The following is a 22,738-nucleotide window of genomic DNA, read 5'->3' on the forward strand; positions in this document are numbered from 1 at the left end:
TGTACGCCAAAGGTTGACGCTTCAACTTCTATCTCGTAGATTAGTTGAACGATCAACTTTTGGAGGATCCCGTGGCCGCCCCGCACCCGTTCGAGACGCACCTGGAGAAGACCGCCCAGGCGGAGCCGCACCAGCTCTGGACACCCGACGACGGTGCACTGCCGTCGCTCTACCTCAGCCACGGCGCCCCGCCGCTGTTCGAGGACTCCGGCTGGATGGATCAGCTGTTCGCCTGGGCGCGCTCGCTCCCGAAGCCGAAGGCGATCCTGATCGTCTCGGCGCATTGGGAAATGGCGCCGCTCTCGGTGAGCAGCACGCGGGCGAACACCACGCCGGTCTACGACTTCGGGGGCTTCGACCCGCGCTACTACCGGATGCGCTACGACACCCCGGACGCGTCCGCGCTGGCGTCGCAGCTCCTGGCGGTGCTGCCCGACACCGAGACCGTCCACGAGCACCGCGAGCGCGGGCTGGACCACGGCGCCTGGGTGCCGCTCAAGGTCATGTACCCGGACGCCGACGTCCCGGTGCTGCAGATGAGCATCCCGACCCACGACCCGGCCCGGCTGATGGCGCTCGGCGAGCGGCTCCGCCCGTTGCGGGAGCAGGGTGTGCTGGTGATCGGCTCCGGCTTCATGACCCACGGCCTGCGGTACCTGCGCGAGTGGAGCCTGGACGCGGCGGCGCCGGGCTGGTCGGCCGAGTTCGACGCCTGGGCCGCCGACGCGCTGGCCCGCGGTGACGTCGACGAGCTCTCGAACTACCTCAGCCGCGCGCCGGGGATGCCGTACGCTCACCCGACCGTGGAGCACTTCACCCCGCTGTTCGTGACGCTGGGTGCGGCCACCGACCCCGAGTCCCCGGTGACGACCACCGTGGAGGGCTTCTTCCTCGGGCTGGCCAAGCGGTCTTTCCAGGCTGCCTGAGTGGTTGAGGCCTCTCAGTGCTGACACTGATAACGATGCGACGTTCGGGCAGTTCTGTCGTCGGACTAACGGTCTGGACGTCGCATCACTGATCGTCCCCGAACGTCGGTTCCTGGAACCTGTGAGACACGGCCGGAGGATCCGCAATGGCCGTCACCACGATTCGAGGAGCACGCACGATGCCCACCAGGACCCTCCGCCTCGCGTTCACCACCCTCGCCGCCGCCGGGCTGTTCGCCCTGACCGCCTGCGGCACGATCACGGTCTCGACCGACGACGCCTCGGCCTCGCCGACTCCGAAGCCGACCGCCGCCGCGCAGAAGCCGGCCTCGGACGCCACGACCGGCAACACCGATTCCGGCAACGGCGAGACCCCGAACCCCTGCAAGCTGCTCACGCCCGCCGACGTCAACTCGCTGACCAAGAGAGAGATCACCCAGATCGACAGATCGAACTCCGAGTCCGGTAGCACCCGGTACTGCCAGTGGCAGCTCGAGCAGGGCGTCCTCGCGGTGTTCCTCTCGCCGAGCTCACCCGGCGACTTCGACGTCCGCGACCCCGCCGCGCAGGACTTCGACGGCGTCGGCGACAAGGCCTACACCAACGCCGGCCACCTCTACGTCCTGAGCGGCAACCTCGCCGTCGACGTCTACGCGACCAGCGGCGGCAACGACGCCGAGAACGTCGCGATCGAGAAGTCCGTGGCCGAGAAGGTCGTCAGCCAGCTCTGACCGCCCGCGCTGCCGCAGGGGCCCGCCCCTACGGCAGTCGCGACACCGGGGCCGCCGGTCGGGATCAGCGCGCCGTCCGGGCCGTCGGCGGGCGCGGTCAGGTGCCGAGGAGGCCACCGATCAGGTTGCCGAGGACCCGCTCGAACAGGTCACCCCCGGCCTCCTCCCCCGGCGCGCCGCCCAGCGCCGCGGCGAGGTACGGGTAGCGCTCCGGCGTCACCACCGCGGTGAGGTACCGGGCCGTGGCCGCGCGGCCGTCCGGCGTCGACCCCGACGACGCCGACGCCTCGTCCCGCGCGAACAGGCTCACGGCACCGCTGAGCATCGCGATCGCCTCGAGCTTCACCCGGGCCGGCCGGTCGAGGACGCTCAGCGCCGCCAGGCCCTGCTCCAGATAGGCGACGCCGTTCGGCCCGAGAGCGGTGGTGCCGGGCTGGACGTCGAGCAGCCACGGATGCCGTCCGTAGAGCGCGCGCAGGTCGGCACCGATCGCCAGCACGTCCGCCCGCCAGTCGCCGGTCGTCGGGCGCGGGTACCCGAGCTCGCCGTTCACCGCGTCGACCATCAGCGCGACGAGCTCGTCCCGGGTCGTCACGTACCGGTACAGCGACGCGGTTCCCGCTCCCAGCGCGTTCGCCACCTTCCGCATCGAGACGGCGGCCAGCCCGGAGACGTCGGCGAGCGCGATGGCCGCACCCGCGATCCGCTCGCGGCTGTGCTCCGGAGCCGGACCGTGCGGGCTGCGTTCCGGCCGGAGCCAGATCGGTTCCATGGATCCTCCTTTGCGAACACCGTACCCAGTCGGGTAGCGTCGCTACTGCGAACACCGATCGCAGTAAGGGAGCCCTCATGATCGAGGCCCGGCAACTCCGCAAGACCTACCGAGACGTCCACGCGCTCGACGGTTTCGACCTCACAGTCGAGCCCGGCCGCGTCTGCGCTCTCCTCGGCCCGAACGGCGCCGGCAAGACCACCGCCGTCCGCGTCCTCACCACGCTCACCCGCCCCGACGCCGGGCACGCCACCGTCGGCGGTTTCGACGTCGCCACCCGGCCCCGGGACGTCCGGCGGCTGATCGGTCTGGCCGGGCAGCACGCGGCGGTCGACGACGACCTCACCGGGCGGGAAAACCTCCTGATCCTCGGCCTGATGCTGCACCTCGGCCGTCGCGCCGCCCGGCGGCGTGCCGACGAACTACTGGAGCGGTTCGGCCTCGCGCACGCCAGGAACCGCCTGGTCAAGACCTGGTCCGGAGGAATGCGGCGACGGCTCGACCTGATCGCCGCGTTCCTCGTCGAACCCGAACTGCTCGTACTCGACGAGCCCACCACCGGCCTCGATCCGCGCAGCCGCCGGGAGATCTGGGACACGGTCGCCGCGTCGCCGGCCACCGTGCTGCTCACCACGCAGTACCTGGAGGAAGCCGACCGGCTCGCCGACCAGGTCGTGATCATCGACGCCGGCCGGGTCGTCGCCGAGGGCAGCCCCGACGCGCTCAAGGACGCCCTCGGCGCCCGGGTCGACGTCGAGGTCGCCGATCCGTCCGATCTCGACGCCGCCGCACGCGTCCTGGGCCGCTGGGCCACCGGGAAGACGGAGGTCACGGACGCGATCGTCACCGCCTCCGTGCCCGCGAACACCGTGACGCTGCCCGACGTCGTCCGGGCCCTCGACGCCGGCGGCGTCCGGGTCGACGACGTCCGGGTCCGCCGCCCCACACTCGACGAAGTGTTCCTCGACCGCACGAACCGGACCGAACAACCTGACGAAAAGACCGCCGCATGATCACCGACGCCCTCACCGCCGCGACCCGCGTACTGCTCAAACTGCGCCACGACCCGTCCGGCATCGTGCTGACGCTGGCCGGGCCGCTCGTGCTGGTGGTCGCGTTCGGCTACCTCATCGGCAGCGCGATCGAGGCGCCGGGCGGCAACTACCGCGCCTACCTGCTGCCGGGCCTGTTCGTGCTGATCGCCGTCAACATCATCCCGCCGCTGGTCACGATGGCCGGCGACGCCCAGCGCGGAGTCGTCGACCGGTTCCGCTCGATGCCGATCACGCGCAGTGCGGTCCCACTCGGTCAGGCCGTGGCGACCAGCGTGTACGGGCTGGTGAACTTCGTCCTGATGGGGGCGCTGGGGCTGCTCGTCGGCTGGCGGATCGACGGCGGGCTCGCGCGGGCGGTGGCCGCTCTGGGCTTGTTATTGCTGACCCAGTTCGCGGTGACGTGGATCGGCCTGTATCTCGGGCTCGTCCTGCGCACCCAGGAGGCGGCCGGGCAGCTGTCGATCGTCGTGCTGCCGGTCTCGATGGTGTCGAACCTGATGGTGCCCACCGACGGCATGCCCGCGTGGCTGCGCACACTGGCCGACTGGAATCCGGTCAGCGCGCTGGGCCAGGCCGTCCGCGAGCTCTGCGGCAATCCCACCGCCCCCGCCACCGCCTGGCCCCTGGAGCACCCGGTGGCCGCGAGCCTGCTCTGGTCAATCGCGATCCTGGCGATCTTCGCCCCGCTCGCCACTCTCCGGTTCGCCCGTCCGCGATGAGGAGAGGAATGCCTGGCTCACCTCGGTGAGCTTGCCCAGGAGATCCTTCACCACCTCCAGCGAGGCCGGGTCGAACGACGAGAGCACCGCGTCGGTCGCCTCGGCCAGCGGCCGGTAGATCTCGGCGAGTTCCTGTTCGTGGCGTCCGGTCGACCGGACGTACACCTTCCGCCGGTCACCGGGCTCCCGGTACCGCTCGACGAATCCGCGCTTCTCCAGCCGGTCGAGCAGCGCGGTGACCGCCGACGTGCTCATCCCGGTGAGCCCGGCGATCCGCCCCGCGGTCACCGGCGCCTCCGTGACCGCGATGTCGAGGCACTTCAGATCGGTCGGGTTGAGCCCGAACCGTTCCGCGACCGACCGGTGCAGCACCAGCGCGAGACCCGACTGCCGGCGCAGCAGTTCCCCGATCGCGCCTACCAGCTCTTGACGCTCCGCCACGCCACCCCCCACACTTCGATCAGTGGGAAATCTCGATCAATCGAGATTTCCGTCCCACACAAACATCTTAGGAGACCACCGTGCACGACGACGAGAAAGCCGTACGGCAACTCTTCGAGAGCGTCCACACGGCCTGGAACAACGCAGACGCCGAGGCCTTCGGCGACGCGTTCACCGAGGACGCCGACTACGTGATCTTCGTCGGCACCCACTACCGCGGCCGGCCGACGATCACCCAGGTCCACGACGTCCTCTGGAAGAAGTACCTGAAGGGCACCCGGCTGGTCGGGCACATCGTCGATCTCCGGTTCGTCACCGATGACGTCGCCGTGCTCACCAGCGTCGGAAAAATCGCCAAGGGCCGCCGCGGCGGCGGCAAGCCCGACAAAGTGCAGACGTTCGTCGCGGTGAAGCGCGACGGCCGCTGGCGGTTCACCGCGTTTCAGAACACGAAGCGACGCCCGCTCCTCGAATGGATCTCGACCCGCAGCGACAGCCGGCTCGCCCCTAACTCCACAGCGCCACATGCACCGGCGGACGCCGCGGCACGTGCGGAGTGACCCCGGGCGGCGCGAGCATCGCCGCGGTCGCGGTCGGCGTCGTCACGAACTCCTGCAGGGCGCGCGCCGGCCCGCTCGCCCGCCCCCGGCCCAGCACGGTCGCGTACCAGAGGCCCTGTACCGGCGTCCCCGGCACCGCGATCCGCACCAGGGCGCCCGACCGCAGATCCGCCCGCACGACGTGGCCCAGCGCGGGCGTCACCCCGTCACCGGCCCGGGCCGCGGCCACCGCGTCGGTCTCGGACGGGAACCGCACCAGATCGGGCCACACCGCCTGCCGGGAGACCCAGCGCCCCTCCTCCGACAGCTCCTCGAGCCCGGCCGGCCCGGTCAGCCAGACGTGCCGCCACACCTCGGCCGGATCGGCCAGCGGGTAGTCCGGCGCCGCGACGACGATCCGCTGGTAGCGCAGGAACGGCACCGCGTCCAGCTCGCCGCCCGCCGGACGCGGCCCGAGCACCACGTCCGCGGTCCGGCGCACCAGCGCGTCGGCCAGTTCCGCGCCCTCCGAGACGGTCAGGTCGACCTGGCAGTCCGGTAACCGTCGCGTGAACGCGTTGAGTAACGCGTCCGCCGCATGTTCGGAGAAATCGACGGTGGCCGCCACCCGCAACGACGTACTGGCGAGCACCGTCTCGGCGACCTCGCGGCGGGCCTGGTCGGCCAGCCCGACGATCTCCTCCGCGTGCGCCGCCAGGCGCCGCCCGCCGGGTGTGAACTCGATCCCCCCGCCCGCGCGGACGAACAACGGATCGCCGAGTTCAGCGCGCAGCGCGGCGACCGCGGCCGACACGGCCGGTTCGCTGATGCCCAGCTCCTTCGCGGCCGCACGCAGCGAGCCGAGCCGCACGACCAACGCGAAGGTTCGCAGCTGGCTCAGGGTCATCGGTGACACCTCTTAACCAATCGCTTATGACGACCTTGACACTCGTGAACGCCAGTAACAAGGTCAGCGTCGGAAGTCCCATCCGACTCATCCCGGAGGCGTCCGCGTGCAAGTTCCGGCCCCGTTCGACTACGCCCGTGCGGAAAGCGTCGACGACGCGCTGACCCTGTTACAGCGACACGGCCCGGAGTCACGGGTGATCGCCGGAGGGCACAGCCTGCTCCCGATGATGAAGCTGCGGCTGGCCCGGCCCGAGTGGCTCATCGACATCAACGACCTGTTCGAGCTCGACTACCTGGTCGAGGACGACAACACGGTCCGGGTCGGGGCGCTGACCCGGCACGCGACCCTGCTGGGCTCCGACCTCATCGCCCGGCGGTTCCCGATCATCGTCGACGCCGAGAAGGTGATCGCCGACCCGATCGTCCGCAACCGGGGCACGATCGGCGGGTCGCTGTGCCAGGCGGATCCGGCCGAGGACCTGTCCACGGTGTGCGAAGTACTGAAGGCCCAGGTGGTCATCCGGTCGATGGACGGCGAGCGGGTCGTCTCGATGCCGGAACTGCACCGCGGCCCGTACGAGACCGCGGTCGAGCAGGCCGAACTGCTCACCGAGATCCGGTTCCCGGTCCGCCCGCGCACCGGCAGCGCGTACGAGAAGGTCGAGCGCCGGGTCGGCGACTGGGCCGTCGCCGCGGCCGGCGCCTCGGTCACGCTCGCCGACGACGGCACGATCGCCGACGTCACGATCGGGCTGACCTCGGTCGGCCTGGACGGCAGGACCGCGACGAGGGCCGAGGACGCACTCCGCGGCCAGGCGCCGTCCGAGGACGCGTTCGCCGAGGCGGCCCGCTACGCCGGGGAAGACTGCGACCCGGTCTCCGACCAGCGCGGCCCGGTCGACTACAAGCGCCACCTGGCCGCCGAACTGACCACCCGCGTGCTCCGGCGCGCCGTCGAACGGGCCCGCTGACATGCAGATCACGATGACGGTCAATGGCACCGAGGTCACCGCCGAGTGCGAGCCCCGCACCCTGCTCGTGCACTTCATCCGCGACACCCTGCGCCTCACCGGCACGCATTGGGGCTGCGACACCAGCAACTGCGGCACCTGCGTCCTGCTCATGGACGGCGAGCCGGTGAAGTCGTGCACGGTGCTGGCCGCCATGGCCGCCGGCCGCGAGGTCCGCACCGTCGAGGGCCTGGCCCAGAACGGCGAGCTGGACGTCGTCCAAAAGGGATTCATGGCCGAGCACGGCCTGCAGTGCGGGTTCTGCACGCCGGGCATGATGATGAGCGCGCGAGCGCTCCTCGACCGCAACCCCGATCCGAGCGAGACCGAGATCCGGACCGCGATCTCCGGTCAGATCTGTCGCTGCACCGGGTACGCGACGATCGTCCGGTCGGTCCGCTGGGCCGCCGAGCAGGAGCAGGCCGCGGCCGCGAACGAGGGAGCCCCGGCATGACGATCACCGAAACCAACCCCGCGGCCAACGACGAGAGCCGCCCGATCGGCTTCGGACGCCTGCAGCGCAAGGAAGACCCGCGATTCGTCCGCGGCAAGGGCAAGTACCTGGACGACATCGTGCTGCCGGGGATGCTGCACGGCGCGATCCTGCGGTCCCCGGTCGCCCACGCGAAGATCGTCTCGATCGACACCACCGAGGCGCTCGCCCACCCGAAGGTCCTGGCGGTCATCACCGGCACCGACCTCGAGGGCCTCAACCTGGCCTGGGCGCCGACGCTGAGCTACGACGTGCAGGCCGTGCTGGCCACCGACAAGGTGCGGTTCCAGGGCCAGGAGGTGGCGTTCGTCGTCGCCGAGGACCGGTACGCGGCCCGCGACGCGCTCGAACTCATCGACGTCGACTACGACATCCTCGACCCGGTCGTCGACGTCCGGAAGGCACTCGACCCCGGCACGGCGGTCATCCGCGACGACCTCGAGAACAAGACCGACAACCACATCTTCGACTGGGAAGCCGGTGACGCGGCCGAGACCGACGCGGTCTTCGCCACCGCCGAGGTCGTCGTCGAAGAAGAGGTCATCTACCCGCGCGTGCATCCCGCGCCGATGGAGACCTGCGGCGCGATCGCCGACTACGACCCGATCGACGGCAAGCTCACGCTCTACGAGACCACCCAGGCCCCGCACGCTCACCGGACGCTGTTCGCGCTGGTCGCCGGGTTGCCCGAGCACAAGATCCGGGTGATCAGCCCGGACATCGGCGGCGGTTTCGGCAACAAGGTCGGCATCTACCCCGGGTACATCCTGGCCGTCGTCGGCTCGATCGTGACCGGGAAGCCGGTCAAGTGGGTCGAGGACCGGTCGGAGAACCTGATGTCGACGTCGTTCGCGCGCGACTACATCATGCGCGGCGAGGTGGCGGCCACGAAGGACGGCCGGATCCTCGCCGTGCGCACGAACGTGATCGCCGACCACGGGGCGTTCAACGCCACCGCCCAGCCGACCAAGTACCCGGCCGGGTTCTTCCACATCTTCACCGGCTCCTACGACCTGGAGGCCGCGTACTGCAAGGTCACCGGCGTCTACACGAACAAGGCGCCGGGCGGTGTGGCCTACGCCTGCTCGTTCCGGGTCACCGAAGCGGTGTACCTGATCGAGCGCATGGTCGACGTACTGGCCGCGAAGCTCGAGATGGACCCCGCCCAGCTGCGCCTGAAGAACTTCATCCGGCCCGAGCAGTTCCCGTACGCGAACAAGACCGGGTGGGAGTACGACTCGGGCGAGTACGAGAAGACGATGCGCCTGGCGCTGGAACGGGCCGGTTACGACGACCTGCGCCGCGAGCAGGCGGAGAAGCGGGCCCGGGGTGAGCTGATGGGAATCGGCATCTCGTTCTTCACCGAGACCGTCGGGGCCGGCCCGAGGCGCCACATGGACATCCTCGGCCTCGGCATGGCCGATGGTGCCGAGGTGCGCGTCCACCCCACCGGCAAGGCCGTGGTGCGCCTCTCCGTGCAGACCCAGGGCCAGGGCCACGAGACGACGTTCGCCCAGATCGTCGCCGAGGAGATCGGCATCCCGCCCGAGGACATCGAGGTCGTGCACGGCGACACCGACCAGACCCCGTTCGGCCTCGGCACCTACGGCAGCCGCTCGACGCCGGTCAGCGGCGGCGCGGTCGCGCTGGCCACCCGGAAAGTCCGCGAGAAGGCCAAGCTGATCGCCGCGGCGATGCTCGAGGTGCGTCCCGAGGACCTCGAGTGGGAGAAGGGCCGCTGGTTCGTCGCCGGTGACCCGACCCAGGGCAAGACGATCGCCGAGATCGCGATGGGCGCCCACGGCACGATCGACCTGCCCGACGGGATCGACGGCAACCTCGACGCCGAGGTCACGTACAACCCGCCGAACCTCACGTTCCCGTACGGCGCCTACATCTGCGTCGTCGACGTCGACCCCGGCACCGGGCACGTGAAGGTCCGCCGGTTCATCGCGGTCGACGACTGCGGCACCCGGATCAACCCGATGATCATCGAGGGCCAGGTCCACGGCGGCCTCACCGACGGCGTCGGCATGGCGCTGATGGAGTTCATCGGGTTCGACGAGTCCGGCAACTGCCTCGGCGGGTCGTTCATGGACTACCTGATCCCGACCGCGATGGAGGTCCCCGACTGGGAGACCGACTTCACCGTCACGCCGTCCCCGCACCATCCGATCGGCGCGAAGGGCATCGGCGAGTCCGCGACCGTCGGCTCTCCGCCCGCCGTGGTGAACGCCGTCGTCGACGCGCTCGCCCCGTTCGGAGTGACCCACCTCGACATGCCCTGCACCCCCGACCGCGTCTGGGCGGCCATGCAGGGCCGGGCCACCCCGCCGATCTGATGTCACTGCTCTCGGAGCGGGTGGCCGAGCTGGTCGAAGCCCGCAAACCCTTCGTGAAAGCCACCGTCGTGCGCGCCGGCAAGCCGGCCAGCGCGCACGCCGGTGACACGGCGCTGGTGCTCGCCGACGGAGTCATCGAAGGCTTCGTCGGCGGCACCTGCGCGGAGTCGTCGGTGCGGGTGCACGCCCTGGCGGCGCTCGGCACCGGCGACCCGCTGCTGCTCCGGATCTCGGCCGGAGCGCCGTCGACCGTCGTCGAAGAAGGAGCGGTCACGGTCGCGAACCCCTGTCTGTCCGGCGGGAGCCTGGAGATCTTCCTGGAGCCGCAGCGTCCGTCGCCGCGGCTGGTCGTGATCGGCGAGACGCCGATCGCGGCCTCGCTCGCGGCGCTGGGCGCCCCGCTCGGCTTCGAGCTCTCGTCCGGTGGCCCGGTCGCCGGTGCCGACGCGATCGTGGTGGCCTCCCACGGCCGCGACGAGGAGCCCGCTCTCGAGGAGGCGCTCCGCTCCGGGGTTCCCTACGTCGGGCTGGTGGCCTCCCGCCGCCGCGGAGCCGCCGTGCTCGCGTCGCTCGAGGTCACCGAGGCCGACCGGGCCCGCGTGCACTCCCCCGCCGGCCTGGACCTCGGTGGCCGCACCGCGCCCGAGGTCGCGCTCTCGATCCTCGCCGAGATCGTCGCACTCCGGGCCCACCCCGGCTCTCCCGCCGTCTCTCTGTCGGTAGCCGATCCCGACGCCGCCCGGCGAACCCCCGTCGCCGATGCCCCCGGCGGGGCCGGCCCCCGCGAGCCGATCTCCGGCACCGTCCGCCCGGCCGAGGCGGACCCGCCGGTGATCCCGGCGAGCGTGATCCCGATCGCGATCCTCGAAGCGCCGCGCACCGCGATCGACCCGATCTGCGGCATGACCGTCGCGATCGTGCCGGACGCACTGCGCGCCGACGGCCCGGACGGGGAGACCGTGTACTTCTGCGCCGAGGGCTGCCGCCGCCGGTACCTGGCGTCGCCCGCATGACGGCCCCGACCGACGCCGGCGAGGCCGGCGCGGGCGAGGCCGGGAGCCCCGACCGCCGGGCGACCGCCGCGCGGGCCGGGGCGGAGCCGGCCGTGGCGGCGGCGTTGCCGGACGTGGAGTCGCTGACCGCCGCGCTCGACGCGGCCGACTACGTGGTGGACCCGGGGCTGGCGACCGCGCTGTTCCTGGCGATCCGGCTGCCGCAGCCGGTGCTGCTCGAGGGCGAGCCCGGCGTCGGCAAGACCGAGGCCGCGAAAGCGCTGGCCCGTGCGCTCGACACCCCGCTCGTCCGGCTCTCGTGCTACGAGGGCATCGACGCGTCCGAGGCGCTCTACGAGTGGAACTACCCCCGTCAGCTGCTGGCGATCCGGATGGCCGAGGCCCACGGCTCGACGCTCGCCGAAGCCGACCTGTTCACCCGCGACTACCTGCTCCGGCGCCCGCTGCTGGCCGCGCTGGAGCACGACGGGCCCCGCCCGGCGGTGCTGCTCATCGACGAACTGGACCGCGCCGACGACGACTTCGAGGCGTTCACGTTCGAGCTGCTCGCCGAGGCCGCCGTCACGATCCCCGAGCTCGGCACGATCACCGCGGCCCATCCGCCGATCGTCGTCCTCACGTCGAACCGCACCCGCGATCTGCACGACGCGCTGAAGCGCCGCTGCCTGTACCACTGGATCGACTACCCGTCCCCGGACCGGGCCGCCGAGATCGTCCGCCGCCGCGTGCCCGACAGCGCGCTCCCGCTGACGCTCGACGCGACCGGCGCGGTGTCCCGCCTCCGCGGCCTCGACCTGGAGAAGCCCCCGGGCATCGCCGAGACCGTCGACTGGGTGGCCGCGCTCACCCTGCTCGGCGTCCGCCAGCTCGACGTCGCCTCGGCCGACCTGGCCGCCACGACGCTGGGATCGGTCCTCAAGAGCCGCGACGACCTCGAGCTGGTCCGGGCCAGGGGCCTCAGCTGGCTCACCGGAGCCGGACGTGCGTGACCGCAGGCCGGCGGTCGAACCGGCCGTGCTGGCGGCCCGGTTCGCGGCGGCGCTGCACGAGGAGGGCGTGCCGGTCGGCCCCGACCGCGCGGCCCGGTTCGCGTCGGGGCTGCGTCTGGTGCCGCCGGACACCCGGGACCGTCTGTACTGGACCGCCCGGGCCACGCTCACCGCCGACGTCGCCCAGCTACCGGCCTTCGACGCCGTGTTCTCCCGCATCTTCGGCGACGACGCACCCCCGGTCGACCTGGCCGACTCCCGCGGCGATCCCACCGCACCGCCGCTCCCGCACGTCCCGTCCGAGACGCGTCCCAGGCCCCCGGACGACCGCCCCGCGGAGCGGGCCCCGTCCGGTGCGGGCACCACCGGATCCTCGTCCGGCACGGCCGCACCCGGGGAGCCCCGCGCCGTGCCGGCTCTGGCCTCGGACACCGAGCGGCTCCAGCACACCGCGTTCGCCGACCTTTCGGACGTCGAGGTCGACGACATCCGCGCGCTGGTGCGCCGGATCGTGCTCGCCACGCCGCGGCGCCGGACCCGCCGCACCCGGGCGTCCACCAAGAACGGCGAGCGGATCGACGTCCGCAAAACCGTACGGAACGCGCGGAAGACCGGAGGGGATCCGGTCGCGCTGATCCATCGGCGCCGCAGGCGACGGCCGAGGCCGTTGGTGCTGCTGTGCGATGTGTCCGGTTCGATGGAGCCGTACACCCGGGTGTTCCTGGCGCTGCTGCACGGGTCGGTGGCCGGCGCGCGCGCCGAAGCGTTCGTGTTCGCGACCCGGCTGACGCGTCTGACGCGTCCGCTCGCCCGGCGCGACCCGGATCTGGCCCTCCGCCGCGCGGCGGAGTCCGCACCCGACTGGGCGGGAGGCACCCGTCTGGCCGATTCACTGCAACGGTTCCTCGACGACCACGGCCGCCGGGGTCTCGCCCGGGGCGCGGTGATCGTCATACTTTCCGACGGCTGGGCGCAGGACGAACCGTCCGAGGTCGCGGCGCAAATGGCGCGGTTGCGGCGGCTCGCGCACCGGATCGTGTGGGTCAATCCGCGCAAGGCGGCTCCGGGTTTCGCGCCGAAGGTCGGCGGCATGGCCGCGGCCCTCCCGTTCTGCGATGCGTTCGTCAGCGGGCATAGCCTGGCCGCACTGAGCGAGGTCGCTGACGCGGTTTCGAACCAGAGAGGATCTCATCGATGCAGCTCGACAGCGCGTTCGACGTGACTGCCCCGATCGACCAGGTGTGGTCGACGCTGATGGACTTCGAGCGCGTGGCCGCCTGTCTGCCCGGCGCACAGGTGCTCAACACGCTGTCCGAGGACGCGTACCAGGTGGGCATGAAGGTCAAGCTCGGCCCGGTGACCATGCAGTACAAGGGTCAGTTAGAGGTCGTGGAACGGGATGCGGCCGGGCACCGGGCCGTGCTGCGCGGCAAGGCGAAGGAGGCGCGCGGCCAGGGCACCGCGGAGGCCACCGCGCAGCTGGCGCTGACGTCGGACGGCACGACGACGCACGGCACGGTGTCGGCGGACGTGAACCTGTCGGGGCGGGCGGCCGCGATGGGCCAGGGCGTGATCAATACCGTGACCGAGCAGATGATGGCCCAGTTCGCCAAGAACCTCCAGGCCATGCTCGCCGCGGGCGACGCGGAGGCGGGCGCGCCGGAAGCGGGCGCGCCGGATGCGGAGTCCACTGCGGATGCTGTCGCTGCGGGCGGGGCTTCGGGGGATTCGGGTGGCGCGGCGGCCGCTGATGGAGCTCCGGCGAAGAAAGCGGCGCCTCGCAAGCGTGCCGCGAAGGCCACGGCCTCGCCGGCCGAAGTGGCCAGCGCCAACGGAGCCGCGGTGTCGGCGGCGCCGGTCACCGTCGCCGCCGAGCCCGCCGAGTCCGCCGCATCCGCCCCGGCCGTCGCCGGGCCCGCGAGCTCGGCCGGGGCCGGCGCCGCGACCCCCGCGGTGACCGCGCGCCCGGCCGCCGCACCGGCCCGGCCGGCCTTCGAACCGGCCGCCGACGACAACGCACTCGACGCGCTGGCCCTCGCCAAAGCGATCGCCGAAGCCCAGCTCCGCGAGCCCAGGAAAGCGCTGGGCCTCCTCGCGGTGGTCGCGTTCCTGGCGTACCTGCTGGGCAAGCGCCGGGGAAAGAAGTCCGTCGGCTAACCCCAGGTCAGCCTATTTTTGTCGTACCCCTGTTCTAACGTAGAGGCCAGTGATCGCATCCGGCGGTCACTGGCCTCTACGTCCACGGAGGGACGGCTCCAATGACGACTTCCGCCACCACCGACGTCGCCACCCCGATCCGGGTTCTGGCCCGGCGCTCCGGCGAGCCCTGGACGGACGACGAGTACGCCACAGTGGTCACCGCGCTGGCCACCGACGCTCCGGTCGAACAGATCGCCGAGGAGTTGCAGCGGACGCCCGGCGCCGTCCGAGGCGCCCTGCGCCTGCTCACCCCGCCCGCACTCCAACTCCGCGGCCGGGCCGCCGAGTCCTGGCTCCGCGAGCAGCTGAACACCACCCCGTCCTACGACTGGCGCGCCGCCCGCCGGGCCCACAGCAACGGCACGTACTGGACGCCCTCCGCCGACGCGATCCTCATCGAAGGCTGGCGCCGCAGCACCCCGCTCGGCGAACTCGCCGCCACCGTCGGCGCCACCGAACTCCACACCCACCGCCGTCTGGTCCAGCTCCGGCTCTCCCACAGCGTGCTCGACACCGTCGACCGCCTGGGCTGCACCCCCGGCGGCGACCTCGAAGCCCGCTACCTCGTCGCCCGCGACGAATACCGCTCCGCCGTCTGGGTGCTGACCGTCGACGACCTGCTCGACCAGTACGGCACCGTGGCCGACCACATCAGCGTCCACTCCAGCCGGGGTGCCGCCGCCATGGCGCTGGAGCGCCTCACCGCCACCCACCGCACCACGGCCGCCACCCGCCACCTGACCGTCCCCCCGGCCCGCTGGCGCCTGGTGGGCCGAGGCCTCGACACCGCCGCCTACGGCCTGGGCCACCCCGACACCACTGGCAAGATCCCGGCCCACCAGGCCGCCTGACCCACCGACCTCCGCCCCCGAACGCGGCCGCCCGCGGCCGGCGATCCCCGCCGGCACCTCCCCCGCCGGGCGGCCGCCACCACCGGGCGCGCCACCGGGCGGGAGCCCCGCCGGGCCGCCGCCACCGGGCGAGGGCCACCAATCGGCGGGCGCGACCGCACTCTGCCGCCACCGAGCCCCGCCACCACCGATTTCGCCATCCGGTCCGCCCGCCGGCTGCACCCATCCACCGACTGCGCCGGGCGCCCTCGCACGTGGGGCCTCGCTTGCCGATCTGGTCGCTTGGAGCGCGGCGCTGCCCCGGCCGCACCCGAGCCTGCAGCCCGCACCGGGTCCGCCGCGGCCGCCGTGGGCGGCGGGTCCGCCGTGGGCGGTGGGTCCGCCGCGTCCGCCGTCGGCGGCGGGTCCGCCGAGAGCGCCGTGGGCGGCAGGTCCGCAGGGTCCGCCGAGGGCGCTGCACCGGCGTACTCGCACATGCCCCCGCCGGCGGTCCCTCTCCTTCACCGCCGGCGGGGCTCGGCGAAACGGCGCGAACCCGGCACCTACCGCCACGCTCCCCCGCAGCGCCGCCGGTTCGGCCAACTCACCGGCCGACCCCCCGCCCGCCGACCCCCTCGGCCGACCCCACCCGCCGACCCCTTCGCCGACCCCACCCGCCGGCCCTACCGGCCGGCCCCACCCGGCCAACCCCACCCGCCGGCCCCAGCGGCCGTTCGCACGTCCCGGGCACCGCGCGCCCAGCCCGATCGCCCCACGGAAGGACCAGGAGCGCTCGGCCTCAACGACGGTTCTCGCCGCCGATCACCCTCGCGGCACTACTGTGCGAGCACCACGGCAGCCCGAGGAGCGGATGTGAGTACGTCAGCGCACGACCACGCGGCCATCGAGGCCGCGACAGTCGAAGACCTCGGCGGAGGCCTCTACGCGTACATCCAGCCCGACGGGAGCTGGTTCATCAACAACACCGGGTTCCTCGTCGGCCACGACGGCGTCACGCTCGTCGACGCGTGCGCCACCGAGCGGCGCACCCGCGCCTTCCGCGACTCCGTACGGCAGATCACCGACCAGCCGCTGCGCGTCCTGGTCAACACCCACTCCCACCCCGACCACACGATCGGCAACGGCCTCTTCCGGGAGGCCGCGATCGTCGCGCACGAGGCCACCCGCGAGGAGGTGAGCAAAGGCGTTCCGCCGCTGCAGGCGGTCTGGGAGCCGTTCGACGCCGGGACGCTCCCGCTCGCACCGCCGTTCCTCACCTACCGCGAGGGCCTCACGCTCTGGGTGGACGACCTGCGGTGCGAGGTGCGGCACGTCGGCATGCCCGCGCACACCACGAACGACTCGATCGTCTGGATCCCCGGACGTTCCGTCCTCTACGCCGGCGACCTGATCTTCAACGGCGGGACGCCGTTCCTCCTGAGCGGTTCGGTCGCCGGGTCGATCGAGGTACTCACGAACGTGATCGCGCCGCTGCGGGCGACGACGATCGTGCCCGGTCACGGCCCGATCTGCGGCCCCGCGATCATCGAGCCGATCCTGGGCTACCTCCGCTTCGTCCAGGCCACCGCGAGGGCCGGCCGGGACGCGGGCCTCTCCCCGCTGGACACGGCCCGCGAAACCGACCTCGGCCCGTACGCCGAGTGGACCGATTCCGAGCGCCTCGTCGGCAACCTGCACCGCGCCTACGCCGAACTCGACGGTCGCCCGCCGGGCGTCCCGCTGGACCTGGTGCAGGTGCTCGGCGACATGATCACCTACAACGGCGGCAAACCCCTGACCTGCTACGCCTGAGTCGACGCTCCGCCCGGAGCACGACGGCAACGAGGCCGACGCCCGACCTGGAGCCTCCTACGCAGTCCCCCGCACCACGAGATGAACCGGCAGGATCTCGCGCACCGGGTCGCCGCCGGCCAGCATCTCCAGCAGCGCCTCGACCAGCCTGCGCCCGAACGACGCCACCGGCTGGTGCACGGTCGTCAGCGGCGGCTCGGTCCAGGCCGCGACGTCCTCCAGATCGTCGAACCCGATCACCGCGACGTCGTCCGGCACCCGCCGACCGGCCCGGCGCAGTGCGCCCAGCGCTCCGGCCGCGGTGAGGTCGCTGGCGGCGAACACCGCGTCCAGGTCGGGCACCCGGGCCAGCAGCTCGGTCATCGCCCGCTCCCCGCCGGCCCGGGTGAAGTCGCCGTGCGCCACCAGCGCCGGATCGGGTGCCCCGAGCTTCTCCTGGTAACCCTCGAGCACCTCGCGGTACCCGTCCAGACGCTCGGCCGCCGCGCGATGGTCCATCGACCCGGTGATCGTCGCGATCCGGCGGCGGCCGAGCCCGACCAGGTGCTCGACCGCCCGCCGCGCGCCCTCGCGCTGATCGACGTCGATCGAACCGGCGCCGCCCAGGTCGTCACCGAACGGACGCCCACCGAACATCACCGGCACCGGCAGGTGGCGCAGCTGCTGGCCGAGCGGGTCGGTGCGGTGCACCGACAGCACGATCGCCCCGTCGACGTGTCCGCCCGCGAGGTACCGCGTGATCCGGTCGTGGTCGTCGTCGCCGCCGGTCAGCAGCAGCACCGCCTGACGCCCGGCGTCACCCAGCTCGCGGCTGGTCGTGAGGATCAGCTGCGACAGGAACGGATCGGTCATCATCATGTCCGACGGCTCACCGACCACCAGCGCCACCGCGTCCGTACGCCGGGTGACCAGGCTGCGCGCGACCGGGTTCGGCACGTAGCCGAGCGTCCGGATCGCGTCCTCGACCCGCGCCCGCACCTCCGGGCCGACTTTCGAGGACTGGTTCACCACCCGGGACACCGTCGCCCGCGACACGCCCGCGAGCTCGGCGACCGCGTCCAGCGTCGGACGCGGGCCCCAGCCTGATCGAACCCCGTTCGCCACCCTTACCCCCGATCGATGAACCGTCTCTTCGCGACAGTTCCGGGTCTGTGAACACCCCGTCGTGGCAAGCAGGATGGAGCGCGGCCCAGAGAGCGCTTTCTTACGCGAGGGCCACAGTACCGTGCGCAACTCTCAGTGCTGCCGGTACCGCCGCAACACGCATCGATTTCCTGGCCCGCTGAACCCGACGTAGCTCAGCGGCGTACCCAGAGTAGGCAGTCACCCGAGGGGCATCCGACGCACAGAGGGGTTCATAGGTGAACACACTCCGGACAGCGGCCGCCGGGGCGCTCATCGGGGTCCTGGTCGCACTGTTCGCGCCGGCCGTACCGGCGTCAGCGCACGGTACCCTCACGTCTCCGATCTCGCGCACCGCCGCCTGCGGAACGGAGGGCGGTCAGGCCGCCCGATCCGCCGCCTGCCGGGCCGCGGTCGCCGCCAGCCGGCCCGGAGCCGCCGAGGCGTGGGACAACCTCCGGGTCGCCGGCGTCAACGGCCGCGACCGGTCGGTGATCCCGGACGGCAAACTCTGCAGCGGCGGGCTGACCGAGTACGCCGGGCTCGACCTGCCGCGCACCGACTGGCCCAGCACCACCGTGACGCCGGGAGCCAAGTTCACGTTCCGGTATGCGACGACGATCCCGCACGAGGGGACGTTCCGGTTCTACGTCACCAAGTCCGGCTACCGGCCCGGCACGGCGCTGCGGTGGGCCGACGTCACCTCGACGCCGTTCCTGACCAGCACCGATCCCCGCATCGTCGACGGCGCCTACACGATGCCGGGCACGCTGCCGAGCGGCCTCACCGGCCACCACGTGATCTACACGATCTGGCAGAACTCGAGCACCGCCGACACCTACTACTCCTGCTCCGACGTGGTCTTCACGGCCAAGAAGGCCAAGAAGGCCAAGAAGGCCGCGACTAATCCCTCGCCCGTCTCGGCCCGGGGCGGCAGTGGCGCCGAACTCCCGGCCGCGGCCGGCGGCTCCCAGACGCCGCCGGACGCCCCCACCACCCACCCCGGCCACCACGACGCCGCCCCGAGCACCGCACCGGACGAGATCCAGCCCTCGGCCGCAGCGGTGCAGGAGCCGGCCGGGATGATGAACGGCAGCCGCTGGCCGCTGATCGCCGGTATCGGCCTGATGCTGGCGATCCTCGGCACGATCGGCGCCCTCGCTCTCCACTACCGACCCAAACCCCGCCACCGCCGGAGCTGACCGCTCACCCGGCCCCACCCCGCCGGAGCTGACCGGTCACCCGGCCCCACCCCGCCGGAGCTGACCGGTCACCCGGCCCCACCCCGCCGGAGCTGACCGGTCACCCGGCCTCACCCCGCCGGAGCTGACCGGTCATGGCAAAGGAACCTCCTCGCCCGCCGCCACCGGCCCCGGCGGCGTCCCGTCCCCGAACGGACGCCCACCCAGCACCTCCCGCCCGTGCGGCGTCAGCCACAACGAGAGATCGGGGCCGATCGGCACGATGCCGGTCGGATTGATGTTCCGGTGCACCTCGTAGTAGTGGCGCGCGATGTGGTCGAAGTTCACGGTGTCGCCGAACCCCGGCGTCTGGAAGAGGTCGCGGCTGTAGGCCCACAGCGCCGGGTACTCGGTGATCTTCCGCCGGTTGCACTTGAAGTGACCGTGGTACACGAGATCGAACCGCACCAGCGTGCAGAACAGCCGGATGTCGGCCTCGGTGATCGTGTCCCCGACCAGGTACCGCCGGTCGGCCAGCCGCGACTCCAACGCGTCCAGCCGCTCGAACAGCTTCGTGGCCACCCGCGTGTACGCCCCCTGCCGGGTCGCGAAGCCCGCCCGGTACACCCCGTTGTTCACGTCCCGGAACACGTCCGCGTTGATCGCGTCGATTTCGTCCCGCAGTTCCGGGGGGTACAGCGCGGGCGCCCCGGGCCGGTGGAGCGGCGCCCACTCGATCTCGAGGTTGATCGTGATTTCCGGGTAGTCGTTGGTCACCAGCACCCCGGACGGTACGTCCACGATCGCCGGCACGCTGATCCCGCCGTCGTACGAGGCGTCCCGGGCGTAGTAGGCCTCGTTCAGGTACCTGATCCCCAGTACCGGGTCCCGCCCGTCGGGGTCGAGCGTGAACCGCCAGCTCTGCGAGTCCTGGATCGGGTCGGCCACCGCCATCGACAAGACCGGCTCCAGCCCGAGCAGCCGCCGCACGATCACCGCCCGCGAGGCCCACGGACACGCCCGGCTCACGACCAGCCGGTAGCGGCCCGCTTCCAGCGGCCACGATTGCGTCCCGATCCGGTCGGTGAAGTGGCTCGGAGCCCGCTTGTACTCACCCTCACCCTCGCTCACTTGACCCTCCGTTCTCCCCTAAAAGGGATATAAGCACCTATATTGGTGAGCGACGAGCCGGTTCTGTACGCGAAAGCCCAGGTGACAGCGTGTCCGAAACTTCACCCGACTACCAGTTCGCACACCACACCCTCGACCGTTTCGTCTACGGCGACCTACGGCAGGCCGCCGTGATCAACGTCGGCCGGTACTTCAACACCGACCTGTACCCCGGAGCGCGGTTCGAACGCCTGGACGGCGGCGGCGACCGCGCCGAGGTCGCCCACCAGTTCACCGCATCCGACGTCATGGCGGTCCGGTGTCTGGGAACCGACGTCAAACCCGTCGCCGCGATCGCGATCCTCGAGACGCACGCGAACCGGCTCTCGGCCCTGCTCCGGCGAACCCCGCACACCCCGCTCCACGAGGCACCCCGATCGGACATCGACGGCTCCTCCGCCGCCGGGACGCTCGCCAGCATGCTGATCAGCGAGGACTTCCCGCACCTGGGACGGATGACCGCCGCCAAGCTGCTGGCGCGCAAACGTCCGCACCTGCTGCCGACCTACGACATCGTGGTGGCCCGGGTCCTCGGCAAGCCGCGGGACATCACCCGGTGCCTGCACTCCTGGTTCCACGCCGATCCCGAGCGCGCCAAGACCCTCGCCGCCATGCGCGACGAGATCGGCGGCATCCCCGACATCAGCCTGCTCCGCATCCTGGACTCGGCCATCTGGCTGCACGGCATGGAGTCGACGATCCCCTAGAACCAGGCCGGATCGGTCTCCAGCGTCGTCCGGTCCGACGACGAGAGCAGGTCGAACTGCGGGCCGGTCCGGGGCAACTCGTAGCGGAAGAAGTACCGCGCGGCCTGCCGCTTTCCCGCGTAGAACGCACCGGGCCGCTCACCGGCGGCGAGCGCCTGCTCCAGCCAGAGCCACGCCACCACCGTGTGCCCCACCGCTTCCAGATAGACGGACGCGTTCGCGAGCGCGGTCGCCGGGTCGCCACCGCTCCAGAGGGCCGCGGTCACGGCTACGACCCGCGAGAACGCCGCATCCAGGGCCGATGCGAACGACGCCGGTTCCCCGCCCGCCGCGGTGCCCCGCGCCACCGTCTCGCCGATCACCGAACCGAGCAGCGCCAGTCCGGCCCCGCCCTGCATCACGACCTTTCGTCCGAGCAGGTCCAGGCCCTGGATGCCGTGGGTCCCCTCGTGGATCGGGTTCAGCCGGTTGTCGCGGTAGTGCTGCTCGACGTCGTACTCGCGGGTGTAGCCGTAACCCCCGTGCACCTGGATCGCCAGGTTGTTGGCCTCCAGGCACCACTGCGACGGCCAGCTCTTCGCGATCGGCGTCAGCACGTCGAGCAGCAGGTGGGCCCGTTCCCGATCCGCGGCCTCCGCCGCCGTGTGCTCGTCGTCCAGCAGGCGGGCGCAGTAGAGGTTGAGCGCCATCGCGCCCTCCACGTAGGACTTCTGCGCCAGCAGCATCCGCCGGACGTCCGCGTGCTCGATGATCGGCACCTGCGGCGCGGCCGGGTCCTTGGACCCCACCGGACGGCCCTGTGGCCGCCCGCGGGCGTAGTCGACCGCCTTCAGGTACCCGGTGTACCCGAGCGCGGTCGCGCCGCCACCGACCCCGACCCGCGCCTCGTTCATCAGGTGGAACATGTAGGTCAGCCCGTGGTGCGGCTCCCCGACCAGGTACCCGACCGCGCCCTCTCCGGCTTCGCCGAAGTTGAGCATCGTGTTCGTGGTTCCGCGGTAGCCCATCTTGTGGTTCAGACCCGCCAGCCGGACGTCGTTCCGCGCGCCGTCCGGGAGGAACTTCGGAACGACGAACAACGAGATTCCCTTGACGCCGGCCGGGCCGCCCGGGATCTTCGCGAGAACCAGGTGGACGATGTTCTCGCCGAGCTCGTGGTCGCCGGCGGAGATCCACATCTTGTTGCCCGACACCCGGTAGGTTCCGTCGTCCCGCGGCTCGGCCCTGGTGACGATGTCGGCCAGCGAGGAACCCGCCTGCGGCTCCGACAGGCACATCGTCCCGTGGAAGCGCCCGTCGACCATCGGGCGGACGTACCGGTCGACCAGCTCCGGCGAGCCGTGTGCGAGCAGCAGGTTCGCGGCGCCGAGGGTGAGGAACGGGTAGGCCGCGGTGCCGACGTTCGCGGCCTGGAACCAGGCGAAACAGGCCCGGGCGACGACGCCGGGGAGCTGGCCGCCGCCCACCGACGCCGGCAGCGCCGCGCCCATCAGCCCGGTCTCGGCGAAGACGTCGAGGGCCCGCTTGACCTCGGGGATCATCGCCACGCGGTCGCCGTCGAACGTCGGCTCGTTCGCGTCGGCGCGCTTGTTGTGGGTGGCGAAGTGCTCGGTGGCGACCTCTTCGGCCAGGTCGAGCGCGCCGTCGAACGTCTCCCGCGAGTGCTCGGCGAAGTACGGACGCTTGGTCAGCTCCTCGACGTCGAGCCACTCGTAGAGCAGGAAGTCGAGATCACGCCTGGACAGCAACAGCGATGCCACAGTTTCCTCCCGTCGGCG

The 22,738-nt window shown here is 71.9% G+C and carries 22 protein-coding genes; 16 read left to right on the forward strand and 6 right to left on the reverse strand.

The window, feature by feature from the left end; translation table 11 throughout:
• Positions 1-71: 71 nt before the first annotated feature.
• Together ACIBZJ_RS12630 and ACIBZJ_RS12635 are read left to right on the forward strand one after the other, a co-directional pair.
• On the forward strand, positions 72-926 hold the full coding sequence (locus ACIBZJ_RS12630) for a dioxygenase (protein WP_395928675.1): 855 nt from the start codon (positions 72-74) through the stop codon (positions 924-926).
• A 179-nt stretch (positions 927-1,105) separates the two neighbouring features.
• A complete protein-coding gene (locus ACIBZJ_RS12635; protein ID WP_395928677.1) occupies positions 1,106-1,657 on the forward strand; it encodes a DUF3558 family protein in 552 nt (183 codons plus the stop codon).
• 97 nt (positions 1,658-1,754) lie between these two features.
• Here ACIBZJ_RS12635 and ACIBZJ_RS12640 read toward each other — a convergent pair whose 3' ends face one another.
• Positions 1,755-2,429 (reverse strand): TetR/AcrR family transcriptional regulator, encoded by a 675-nt coding sequence (locus ACIBZJ_RS12640; RefSeq protein WP_395928678.1) that lies wholly within the window; start codon positions 2,427-2,429, stop codon positions 1,755-1,757.
• A 77-nt stretch (positions 2,430-2,506) separates the two neighbouring features.
• Here ACIBZJ_RS12640 and ACIBZJ_RS12645 point away from each other — a divergent pair, with 77 nt between their 5' ends.
• Both ACIBZJ_RS12645 and ACIBZJ_RS12650 read left to right on the forward strand, forming a co-directional pair.
• Complete coding sequence (locus ACIBZJ_RS12645; protein ID WP_395928680.1) at positions 2,507-3,442, forward strand: ABC transporter ATP-binding protein; 936 nt, start codon at positions 2,507-2,509, stop codon at positions 3,440-3,442.
• Entirely contained in the window at positions 3,439-4,203 is a 765-nt protein-coding gene (locus ACIBZJ_RS12650) for an ABC transporter permease (RefSeq protein WP_395928682.1), read from the forward strand. The genes ACIBZJ_RS12645 and ACIBZJ_RS12650 overlap by 4 nt, the downstream gene beginning before the upstream one ends.
• Here ACIBZJ_RS12650 and ACIBZJ_RS12655 read toward each other — a convergent pair.
• Complete coding sequence (locus tag ACIBZJ_RS12655; protein WP_395928684.1) at positions 4,141-4,644, reverse strand: MarR family winged helix-turn-helix transcriptional regulator; 504 nt, start codon at positions 4,642-4,644, stop codon at positions 4,141-4,143. The two genes, ACIBZJ_RS12650 and ACIBZJ_RS12655, sit on opposite strands and share 63 nt — an antisense overlap.
• Positions 4,645-4,724: 80 nt before the next feature.
• On the opposite strand from ACIBZJ_RS12655, the gene ACIBZJ_RS12660 reads away from it, so the two are divergent.
• Positions 4,725-5,204 carry an SgcJ/EcaC family oxidoreductase gene (locus ACIBZJ_RS12660; RefSeq protein ID WP_395928686.1) on the forward strand — a complete coding sequence of 160 codons (480 nt, stop codon included), beginning with the start codon at positions 4,725-4,727 and terminating at the stop codon, positions 5,202-5,204.
• On the opposite strand, the gene ACIBZJ_RS12665 is transcribed toward ACIBZJ_RS12660, so the two are convergent.
• Positions 5,152-6,090: a LysR family transcriptional regulator gene (locus tag ACIBZJ_RS12665; RefSeq protein WP_395928688.1), complete on the reverse strand. Its 939-nt coding sequence runs from the start codon at positions 6,088-6,090 to the stop codon at positions 5,152-5,154. The two genes, ACIBZJ_RS12660 and ACIBZJ_RS12665, sit on opposite strands and share 53 nt — an antisense overlap.
• 106 nt (positions 6,091-6,196) lie before the next feature.
• On the opposite strand from ACIBZJ_RS12665, the gene ACIBZJ_RS12670 reads away from it, so the two are divergent.
• From ACIBZJ_RS12670 to ACIBZJ_RS12710, 9 genes are all read left to right on the forward strand, one after another.
• Complete coding sequence (locus ACIBZJ_RS12670; RefSeq protein WP_395928690.1) at positions 6,197-7,063, forward strand: FAD binding domain-containing protein; 867 nt, start codon at positions 6,197-6,199, stop codon at positions 7,061-7,063.
• Between the two features lies 1 nt (position 7,064).
• A complete protein-coding gene (locus ACIBZJ_RS12675) occupies positions 7,065-7,556 on the forward strand; it encodes a (2Fe-2S)-binding protein (protein ID WP_395928692.1) in 492 nt (163 codons plus the stop codon).
• The gene (locus ACIBZJ_RS12680; RefSeq protein ID WP_395928694.1) at positions 7,553-9,937 is read left to right on the forward strand and encodes an aerobic carbon-monoxide dehydrogenase large subunit; all 2,385 of its coding nucleotides are present in this window, start codon (positions 7,553-7,555) and stop codon (positions 9,935-9,937) included. Before ACIBZJ_RS12675 ends, ACIBZJ_RS12680 begins: the two co-directional genes overlap by 4 nt.
• The gene (locus ACIBZJ_RS12685) at positions 9,937-10,950 is read left to right on the forward strand and encodes an XdhC family protein (protein WP_395928696.1); all 1,014 of its coding nucleotides are present in this window, start codon (positions 9,937-9,939) and stop codon (positions 10,948-10,950) included. Before ACIBZJ_RS12680 ends, ACIBZJ_RS12685 begins: the two co-directional genes overlap by 1 nt.
• On the forward strand, positions 10,947-11,939 hold the full coding sequence (locus ACIBZJ_RS12690) for an AAA family ATPase (RefSeq protein WP_395928698.1): 993 nt from the start codon (positions 10,947-10,949) through the stop codon (positions 11,937-11,939). Before ACIBZJ_RS12685 ends, ACIBZJ_RS12690 begins: the two co-directional genes overlap by 4 nt.
• Entirely contained in the window at positions 11,932-13,161 is a 1,230-nt protein-coding gene (locus ACIBZJ_RS12695; RefSeq protein WP_395928701.1) for a VWA domain-containing protein, read from the forward strand. Before ACIBZJ_RS12690 ends, ACIBZJ_RS12695 begins: the two co-directional genes overlap by 8 nt.
• A complete protein-coding gene (locus ACIBZJ_RS12700; protein ID WP_395928703.1) occupies positions 13,134-14,096 on the forward strand; it encodes an SRPBCC family protein in 963 nt (320 codons plus the stop codon). The genes ACIBZJ_RS12695 and ACIBZJ_RS12700 overlap by 28 nt, the downstream gene beginning before the upstream one ends.
• Positions 14,097-14,197: 101 nt before the next feature.
• The gene (locus ACIBZJ_RS12705; protein WP_395928706.1) at positions 14,198-14,989 is read left to right on the forward strand and encodes a hypothetical protein; all 792 of its coding nucleotides are present in this window, start codon (positions 14,198-14,200) and stop codon (positions 14,987-14,989) included.
• Positions 14,990-15,841: 852 nt separating this feature from the next.
• The gene (locus tag ACIBZJ_RS12710; RefSeq protein WP_395928708.1) at positions 15,842-16,780 is read left to right on the forward strand and encodes an MBL fold metallo-hydrolase; all 939 of its coding nucleotides are present in this window, start codon (positions 15,842-15,844) and stop codon (positions 16,778-16,780) included.
• A 57-nt stretch (positions 16,781-16,837) separates the two neighbouring features.
• Here the strand turns inward: ACIBZJ_RS12710 and ACIBZJ_RS12715 are convergent, their stop codons facing one another.
• Positions 16,838-17,884 (reverse strand): LacI family DNA-binding transcriptional regulator, encoded by a 1,047-nt coding sequence (locus ACIBZJ_RS12715; RefSeq protein ID WP_395928710.1) that lies wholly within the window; start codon positions 17,882-17,884, stop codon positions 16,838-16,840.
• Between the two features lie 257 nt (positions 17,885-18,141).
• On the opposite strand from ACIBZJ_RS12715, the gene ACIBZJ_RS12720 reads away from it, so the two are divergent.
• The gene (locus ACIBZJ_RS12720) at positions 18,142-19,104 is read left to right on the forward strand and encodes a lytic polysaccharide monooxygenase (RefSeq protein WP_395928712.1); all 963 of its coding nucleotides are present in this window, start codon (positions 18,142-18,144) and stop codon (positions 19,102-19,104) included.
• 132 nt (positions 19,105-19,236) lie between these two features.
• Here ACIBZJ_RS12720 and ACIBZJ_RS12725 read toward each other — a convergent pair whose 3' ends face one another.
• Positions 19,237-20,214, reverse strand: coding sequence for a glutathione S-transferase family protein (locus tag ACIBZJ_RS12725; protein ID WP_395928714.1), 978 nt, complete (start codon positions 20,212-20,214; stop codon positions 19,237-19,239).
• Between the two features lie 89 nt (positions 20,215-20,303).
• Between ACIBZJ_RS12725 and ACIBZJ_RS12730 the strand changes: the two genes are divergently transcribed.
• Positions 20,304-20,960, forward strand: a complete 657-nt coding sequence (locus ACIBZJ_RS12730) for a DUF6308 family protein (protein ID WP_395928716.1) — start codon at positions 20,304-20,306, stop codon at positions 20,958-20,960.
• On the opposite strand, the gene ACIBZJ_RS12735 is transcribed toward ACIBZJ_RS12730, so the two are convergent.
• Positions 20,957-22,720, reverse strand: a complete 1,764-nt coding sequence (locus tag ACIBZJ_RS12735; RefSeq protein ID WP_395928718.1) for an acyl-CoA dehydrogenase — start codon at positions 22,718-22,720, stop codon at positions 20,957-20,959. The genes ACIBZJ_RS12730 and ACIBZJ_RS12735 overlap by 4 nt on opposite strands.
• Positions 22,721-22,738 lie beyond the last annotated feature (18 nt).

Source organism: Cryptosporangium sp. NPDC051539 (assembly GCF_044454545.1).
In the GTDB taxonomy this organism is placed as follows: domain Bacteria; phylum Actinomycetota; class Actinomycetes; order Mycobacteriales; family Cryptosporangiaceae; genus Cryptosporangium.